This is a genomic window from Chryseobacterium sp. PMSZPI (assembly GCF_002835665.1).
In the GTDB taxonomy this organism is placed as follows: domain Bacteria; phylum Bacteroidota; class Bacteroidia; order Flavobacteriales; family Weeksellaceae; genus Chryseobacterium.
This window is the reverse complement of sequence record NZ_PIZV01000076.1, coordinates 1-7,754: the sequence shown is the minus strand read 5'-3', so window position 1 is coordinate 7,754 and position 7,754 is coordinate 1. Positions and strand designations below refer to the sequence as shown.

General features: G+C 31.2%; 8 protein-coding genes. All 8 read right to left on the bottom strand.

Translation table 11 applies throughout. The features are described 5' to 3' along the window. Nucleotides 1-530: 530 nt before the first annotated feature. Nucleotides 531-845, bottom strand: a complete 315-nt coding sequence (locus CW752_RS15755; protein WP_101240655.1) for a transposase — start codon at nt 843-845, stop codon at nt 531-533. Between the two features lie 4 nt (nt 846-849). Next, the gene (locus CW752_RS15750) at nt 850-1,278 is read right to left on the bottom strand and encodes a transposase (RefSeq protein WP_101240654.1); all 429 of its coding nucleotides are present in this window, start codon (nt 1,276-1,278) and stop codon (nt 850-852) included. A gap of 68 nt (nt 1,279-1,346) precedes the next feature. Beyond that, nucleotides 1,347-2,111, bottom strand: a complete 765-nt coding sequence (locus tag CW752_RS15745) for a hypothetical protein (protein WP_133121703.1) — start codon at nt 2,109-2,111, stop codon at nt 1,347-1,349. A gap of 56 nt (nt 2,112-2,167) precedes the next feature. Further along, entirely contained in the window at nt 2,168-3,115 is a 948-nt protein-coding gene (locus tag CW752_RS15740; protein ID WP_101240652.1) for a hypothetical protein, read from the bottom strand. A 178-nt stretch (nt 3,116-3,293) separates the two neighbouring features. After that, complete coding sequence (locus CW752_RS15735; RefSeq protein ID WP_101240651.1) at nt 3,294-4,778, bottom strand: hypothetical protein; 1,485 nt, start codon at nt 4,776-4,778, stop codon at nt 3,294-3,296. Nucleotides 4,779-4,810: 32 nt separating this feature from the next. Continuing rightward, on the bottom strand, nt 4,811-6,295 hold the full coding sequence (locus CW752_RS15730) for a helix-turn-helix transcriptional regulator (RefSeq protein ID WP_101240650.1): 1,485 nt from the start codon (nt 6,293-6,295) through the stop codon (nt 4,811-4,813). Between the two features lie 191 nt (nt 6,296-6,486). Continuing rightward, entirely contained in the window at nt 6,487-6,996 is a 510-nt protein-coding gene (locus CW752_RS15725; protein ID WP_101240649.1) for a ferritin, read from the bottom strand. 127 nt (nt 6,997-7,123) lie between these two features. Beyond that, entirely contained in the window at nt 7,124-7,570 is a 447-nt protein-coding gene (locus CW752_RS15720; protein ID WP_101240648.1) for a hypothetical protein, read from the bottom strand. Between the last annotated feature and the right edge of the window lie 184 nt (nt 7,571-7,754).

Below are 7,754 nucleotides of genomic sequence, written 5' to 3'. Positions count from 1 at the left end.
TAGACTCCGACATCATCACTAAACCTGAAACTAAAGGATTTAAAATTTTAAAAGATAAGTAATGATAGTAAAAATAGATTATTACAGTTTTAATGACAACAACCTACCATGAACCGATCAGATGTAACAGCTATAAATTTTTAAGAACCTTTCTTAAACAAAAATTGTTATGATAATGAAAAATCTGTTACTTTTAAAATATTTCGTGACTTCACTATTGAAAAGTATAAAGGAAATACGCCTAATGCAGTTGCTTTCGAAAGATACAAGATTGATAAAGATGGAAGAATTTTTAAATTATAATAACCATATGTCTTCACAAATTATAAATTAAATTTTCAAAAATGGCAAAACAATTATAAAGTTACTAAATAAAAACAGACAGCTCCATAAGCAGCTGCCTGTCATTACACAAAACACAACTTAATTTAAACACCTCTTCGATATTTAAAATTGTTTTGATAAAAAGCCAACCATTTTATCTTAGAATGGATATTCTGGTATAATTATAAATAAGTGATTTAATGTTATCAGATAAAATGTTGTTTCCACTTGGCTATCGTATTTCTACTTAGCTTAAAATGTTTTGCCAATTGACTATTATTAAGATCGTGCTTCTTTTGATATTCCAGAATTTCATAAATATCAGACTTCTTGTATGAACGAAATTTTTGATCTTCTTTAGTTCTTTGTTCCGACTTTTCCGAAACAATGGAATTCAGTTGAATAATATCAAAGAACGATAACCTTTCCTTAGATAAAACTTTCTGACATTGCACAAAATACTCAGGATATTTCTGTTGTATAAGATCTGTATAAATCTTTTTATAATTGGGAGCATTCATAGTTTCAATATTTTTTTAACCATTTGTATAATGTTGTCTTGGGAATATTATATTCATCCATGACTTCTTGCTTCGTCTTTTTATGGTTGATAATCTGCCCTACTACAAAATCAATAATTTCTTTAGTATAGATATGCTTTCTAAATTGTGGCAGGGCAGATTTTTGTTTTTCCTGTTTTTCATTTTTATTAAACCCTACACTTTTGGGAGGAGCAAATAAAATCAGATGTTGTGAATAAAGACGGAAGAAATCATATTCCAATAACTTTGACCATTTTAGCAAGATTTCAGTAGACAAATTTTCCTGCAACAACATTTCTTTCACTTCCGGAGTTGTACATCTCATAAATTGCTCAACTCGCTCCATTGGTATCTCATCTTCTTTTAATTTTGTATGGATAAGTTCTCCAATATGTATATTCTTAAAATTCATTTTTAAATTAAATTAACCTAAGTTCTTCAGGCTGTACTTCTTTAATTTTTATATCCTTATTTAAAAATTTATTCTCCCAGCCTAAAGAAAACAAGCTTTACATAGTGGTTTACATTACTATAATTGGAAATATAATAGTTGGTATTCGGATTATATCCCGATCCTAAAAACCATACTGTGATATTGTTCACAGGAGCTGTTAAATTTGCAAATGCGGTCCCATTTAACCATTCCCCATAAAAAGTATTGAAAACATTATTATTGTTAGACTTTAATGAGAACTGCCCATATTCAAAACCGCTGATATCATGGGTGATAAAGATCAGATATCTTCCTGGTGGAAGATTGACAGAACTGGAACCATTTGTTGAACCCAAATTATCATAGAGAATACTTCCGGTACCTTTTTCCTGACTGAATGTATTGTTATTACTGTCCAAATTAAGACTTGTATTCCCCCCCATTTCCCAGACAGTAATATTTTTATTTGTTAAAGATTGCCACGTTGCCAGTCCATTATCATCAGTCATTAACAATCTTCCTTCCTTTTGATTTCCATCTACAAGTTTAAATCCCGGACGTGGGGTCCCCGTTACGCCACCGGTTTGTATTTCTACTTTTGCTGAAGGTGTAGTAGTTCCTACTCCTACATTACCTGCTTTAGTGATAATAAAATCATTTTGTTGTTGAGCTACGGAAGGATTTCCTGTTGATGGATTATCTTTCGCACCATCCACATGCAATGTACCTTGAGGGTTCGCTGTACTAATGCCCACTTGAGCCATAACGACATGACCTATACCTAGTATGGTCAAAGTCCATAATACTTTCATTTTTTTCATCTTGTGTAAAATTATTTGTGCTTAAATTTTTATTTGTTTGATTTTTTTTAATGTACAATTTTTAAAACATCTCCGGTTCTGTACAAAGTCCCTGACTCCAAGCCGGCAGCCAAAGCAGCAGCATTATCAGCATATTCTTTTATTCCGTTCCCATAGTTCGTAGATGAGATCACTTTATCCTGAAACTTAATACCTCCTATAAAACTTGAAAATACCAATTGCTCAGGTTTTGTACTGCTACCATATTTACCTAACACAAAACTATTGTTGTGATTTATCGTGTTTTGAGATCCAATGGCAACAGAACCGCCTAAAGTAGTTTTACCAATATTATGACTATCTCCTATAGCTACGGACAATTGAGAGTTTACCCTATTAGATTGTCCAAGAGCAATAGTGGCAATATTGGATGAATAATTTCCATATCCGGCAGCAAAAGAATAATTCCCTGATGCACTATTCCCCCAACCAAACGCAGCACTAGAATCTCCTTTTGCAGAATTGCCGAAACTTCCTACTGCAATACTGTTTTGCCCGGGAATTTCATTTCTATCATACTCTCCACCTCTAATAACCCCCTTAACCTGTAAAGAAGCCACAAGAATTTCATTAGGAGAACTAAAATCACCGATCGCTACTTTCCCCGTTCTATAAATATTTTGAGTACTTTCGGAAGCTTTATTCATAGTACCTGCTGCTAACCAGGGTTCCAGCGCTTCAGTACGAACCCATTTGCTTCCATCGTTATAATAACCGCCGGGAGTTACATCTCCATTTGCAGCGGTATTATATACTACCATCCCTGCCACATGCCCCGCAAGAGGAGCAGCATTTGTTGTACCTTTTAAAGCTACTCTGTTAAGAAGTAATCCCTTATCCTCAGAAGCAAGAGTAAGATCCGAATTAGGGTGAGGTTGACTTGTATTAATACCTACTTGGCCGTAGTGCATTGTTGCAGAAAATAAAAGTCCTGCCCATAATAATTTGTTTCTCATTTGTGTGTATTTGTGTTTAAAAAATAGAGAACCTATGTGTAAAAAGATTCTCAACACTTTATGATGACAAATTTATATCTCGAAGATTTTAATGCAAAAAAAAGGAGTACTCACCCTCTACTCACCTTGCTATTTTATTTTACAAAATACTATAAAACAGACAATTAAAAGCAAAATATCATAAATTAGTCAAAAACTCACCCAAGTCTTTTTGAGAATTTTCTAAGTGAAGTTTCTTCCTTATACGGAATTTTCGATTCTCAATTGTACGTATTGAGGTATGTGTGTAGGAGGCAATTTCCTTAGTAGAAAAGTTAAGATGTAACATAGCACAACACTTAAGGTCATCTATTGTTAGTTCAGCGCTTAAAGCATTTAGTTTTTTGAAAAAATCCGGATACACTTCTTTATACCTTTTAAGGAAAATAGGATTGTCTTCCACAGCATATTGAATGATCTCATTCAAAGCATTATCCTCCAATTGACTTTTCAACTGACTGATTTTTTCCTGTTTTTCTTTAATAATTTTTTGTTGAGCTTCTACACTTAATTTTTGCTTTCTGAATCTGATGTAATAGATATAATATAGGCACAGAAGGAAAATAACAATTATAGAACTACCAAAAGTTATTTTTTTAAAAAGAGAAGTTTTATTTTTCTCGCTTTCCTGGTTTTCATTCACAATATTTTTTACAGATATTTGTAAAGCATCCGTTTTATTTGATGCCTGTTGCATCGAAATATTGTCATATTCAGAAGAAATAGACTTTGCTTTTTCAGGATTTTTATTTTCTTTATATGCTTCTTTAAGCTGTTCCAGAAAATTCATTTTATCCTCAGGCATATCCAATTTTTTAGCAAGAGAAAGACCTTTATTCAAATAATAAATGGCACTATCTGATTGCTTTGCATTAAAATAAGTTATCCCTGCTCTATCATATAAATACATATCAATAAGATCAGATTCGCCTTCATAATCCCTTAAAAGCTGTTTATTTATTTTTTTTGCTTCTTCATATTTTCCATTTTCATTATAACTTAGAATAAGATTAAGAAGAGCCGACCGAATATATTTTTTATTCTGAAGTTTCTGAGCAATCTGTAAATTTTTTTCATCCACATTTAAAGCTTCCAAAGCATATTTTTTAGCATCACATCTATTAAGAATCGCACTATAATATAGATTTACATTATACTGAGCATCCATATGTGAAAGATCATTATTACTTTCTGCTAATTTTACAGCTTCCATACCTGTTTTAACGGCTTCTTCTTTCAGTCCAACCTTGGAATATTGCATGGCAATAATCCCTGTAGCGATAGCCTGTATATCTGTAAATTTATTTTTTTTAGCTTCTTTTATTGCTTTGTTTCCGTACGCTAAGGTTTTTTGATAATTACCAATATTATAATATAACAATGCCTTTATAGCATCACAACGATTGGCAAAATGTACATCTTTAATCTTTAATGCTCTGGTCTGGATTCTCTCAAGTTTCATCAATGATTCCTTTGGATTCTCAATTAAATGAGCAATAATTTCATTACGCTCCTTTTCCAATAGTTGCGATGTATCATTACTCTGAGTCAATATGTTTCCAAAAAGAAAGCATAAAAGAACTACCAATTGCAATCTGAAGGAAATTTTAATTACTGAAACCATTTGTATTTGTATGTTTTAATTAAAAAATCACATTATAAATTAATAAGAAAATCTCCAAGGTCTTTTTGTGAGTCCTGTAGTCCCAGTTTTTTTCTGATCCTAAATTTTCGGTTTTCAATCGTACGTATTGAAACATTTGTATAAGATGCGATTTCTTTTGTGGAAAAATTAAGGTGCAGCATAGCACAACATTTAAGATCATCCATTGTTAATTCGGAACTTAATGCATTTAACTTTTCAAAAAAATCTGGATAGGCTTCCTTGTATCTTGTCAGAAAAACAGGATTATCTTCCACTGCATACTGAATAATCTCATCCAAAGCATTATTTTCCAATACACTTTGTAATTTCTGAATCTTTTCCTTCTTTTCTTTGATAATTTTTTGTTGAGCTTCTACATTTAACTTCTGCTTTTTGAATTTAGTGTAATAAATATAATACAGACACAAAAGGAGAAAAATAACTGCAAAACCTATGAATGCCATTTTTTTGAAAAAAACTGTCTTTTTTTCCTCTTGTACCCGGCTTTCGTCAACGACATTTTTGAAAGATGATTGTAAAGCATTCGTTTTCTTTACATTCTGATATTCTAATAGACTTCTATATTCCTCTTCCATTTTCCTTGCATTTGAAGAATCCCCAGCCTTTTCATAAGTAATTTTCAATTCATTTAAAAAAGATAATCTGTCTTCTTTTAAATCTAATTTTTGGGCAAGATGAAGTGCTTTATTTATGTAATATATAGCACTATCCAATTGTTTTGCATTACAATAAGTATTTCCTGCATTTTCATATAATAACATATCTGTACGGTCTGAAGTCCCAATATAATTATCTAAAAGCCGTTTGTTCACTTTTTTTGCATTTTCAAACTGCCTGTTATAGGTATATCCCATACTTAGATTTTCTAATCCAATCCTTATATATCGTTTATTTTGTAATTTTTCGGCCGTACTCAAACATTTTTTACTTAGCGCTAGAATTAATGGGGTATACTTTAGATAATCGCATTGATTAAGAATTTCGATATAATAAGAGGAAACTTTATGCTGAGCTTCTATATATGAGACATCATTTTTGCTTTCAGCTAAATCCATAGCTTCTTTACCAAGTTTCAACGCTTCATCTTTCAGGCCGACTTTTGCATACTGCATAGCAATAACCCCCATCGCAATAGCTTGTATATCATAAAATTTTCTGGCTCTAGCTTCTTTTAGTGCCTTATTACCATATTCTAATGTTTTAGGGTAATTGGCATGCATATAATATACTGTGGCTTTTAAAACTTCACAATTAACAACAAAATGTTGGTCTCCAATTTTTGAAGCCTTTGTTTCCAATTCTTGTAATCTTATGATAGCTTTTTTTGGATTGTCTAATTCGGTAATAAGAATTTCATCCCGTTCTTTTTCCAATAACTTAGAAGCTATTTTATCTTGAGCGAATATATTCCCAAAAAGAAAAAACAAAATCACTACTAGTTTTAATGTAAAAGAATAATGAGATATTTTAACCATTTGTATGTGTGTTTTTATTGAGTTTAATAAATAAATTTTCAACGGATAAATTAGTAAAAATTAAAAACTTATCAATAATTTTTCAGACAAGGGTTCTAAAATTACAATAAAACTTAGAAAATCATTAGTTTAAAAATAAAAAACCGCCATTCTATTGAACAGCGGTTTCATATTTAAAAACAGGGTATGTTTTAAGCAGTAGTATCCGGAGTAAACACTCTTTGTGCCAATTCCTGGTCAAAAAGATATAATGCGGAAGGATTATCACAAACCATTTTAATCTTTGTTACATACTGTGAAGCACTTGCTTCCTCTTCCACTTGTTCGTTGATAAACCATTGTAAGAAAGATGTCGTTGCGAAATCACCTTCTTCATTAGCATTCTTTACAATATTGAAAATACTTTTAGTGACAATTTTCTCATGTGCCAACGCTTTTTCAAAAATATCCGTTGCATTTTCGAACTCATGTGGAGGTTTTGCAATTTCCCCGATAATAATTTCCCCACCTACATCATTCAAATAATCAAACATCTTATCCGCATGCATCAATTCCTCTTTACTTTGAACTCTGAAATAGTTCGCAATACCATCTAAATCTTTTCCTGAAAACCATGCAGACATTGAAAGATAATATTGAGCGGCATATTGTTCGTGGGCAATTTGTTCGTTAATTAATTTTGCAATTTTTTCGCTAACCATAAGTATTAAATTTATAGTCAAAAATAGGGAATAAAAGCCCGAAATCAAAAGTTTTACAGAAAATTAATACAAAAAGGATGGAAAAAACACCATCCTTTACACATTAAAAAATCAAAATTACAAACTATTATTTCGCCTCAGGAGTTCCTGTATTCATTGGCTTCTTCATCATTCTTCTTTCTTTCATAGCCATCTTTCGCTGTTCCATTTTAGCGTTTCTATCAGCCTGCCATTTATCATATTGTTGAGGAGTAAGAATTTTCTTCATATCAGCATCCATTTGTGCTTTTTTGGCCTTCATTTCGTCCATTCTAGCCTGTCTGTCTGCTTTATTTTTTTCAAATTCAGCTTTCATTTCGACTTTTCTTTTGTCTTGAAGTGATTTTATTTGGGCAACCTGAGACTGGTTAAGATTAAGATCTTTTTGCATCTGTGCCAGATGCTCCTGTTCCTTTTGCTGCATTTTCTGTTGCATTTCTGCCCTTCTTGCTTCTCTATCTTGCGGAGTAGTTTGTTGTGCCATTGCAAAACTTCCCAATCCGATAAATGCTATTGCTAATACTATTTTTTTCATCTCTTAAAAATTTAATTAATTGTTATTATATCTTTTTGATTTACAATTAAAACATAAGTTAAATTAACAAATTCATAAATAATGTTAAATTTTAATAAAAATAAACGAAAAAAAAAAAAAAAAAAAAAAAAAAAAAAAAAAAAAAAAAAAAAAAAAAAAAAAAAAAAAAAAAAAAAAAAAAAAA

Excerpts from the sequence above, each read along its gene's own strand:
- CW752_RS15755 (WP_101240655.1), bottom strand. The coding sequence starts at position 845 with ATGAATGCTCCCAATTATAAAAAGATTTATACAGATCTTATACAACAG.
- CW752_RS15725 (WP_101240649.1), bottom strand. The coding sequence starts at position 6,996 with ATGGTTAGCGAAAAAATTGCAAAATTAATTAACGAACAAATTGCCCAC.
- CW752_RS15730 (WP_101240650.1), bottom strand. The coding sequence starts at position 6,295 with ATGGTTAAAATATCTCATTATTCTTTTACATTAAAACTAGTAGTGATT.
- CW752_RS15740 (WP_101240652.1), bottom strand. The coding sequence starts at position 3,115 with ATGAGAAACAAATTATTATGGGCAGGACTTTTATTTTCTGCAACAATG.
- CW752_RS15750 (WP_101240654.1), bottom strand. The coding sequence starts at position 1,278 with ATGAATTTTAAGAATATACATATTGGAGAACTTATCCATACAAAATTA.
- CW752_RS15720 (WP_101240648.1), bottom strand. The coding sequence starts at position 7,570 with ATGAAAAAAATAGTATTAGCAATAGCATTTATCGGATTGGGAAGTTTT.
- CW752_RS15735 (WP_101240651.1), bottom strand. The coding sequence starts at position 4,778 with ATGGTTTCAGTAATTAAAATTTCCTTCAGATTGCAATTGGTAGTTCTT.
- CW752_RS15745 (WP_133121703.1), bottom strand. The coding sequence starts at position 2,111 with ATGAAAGTATTATGGACTTTGACCATACTAGGTATAGGTCATGTCGTT.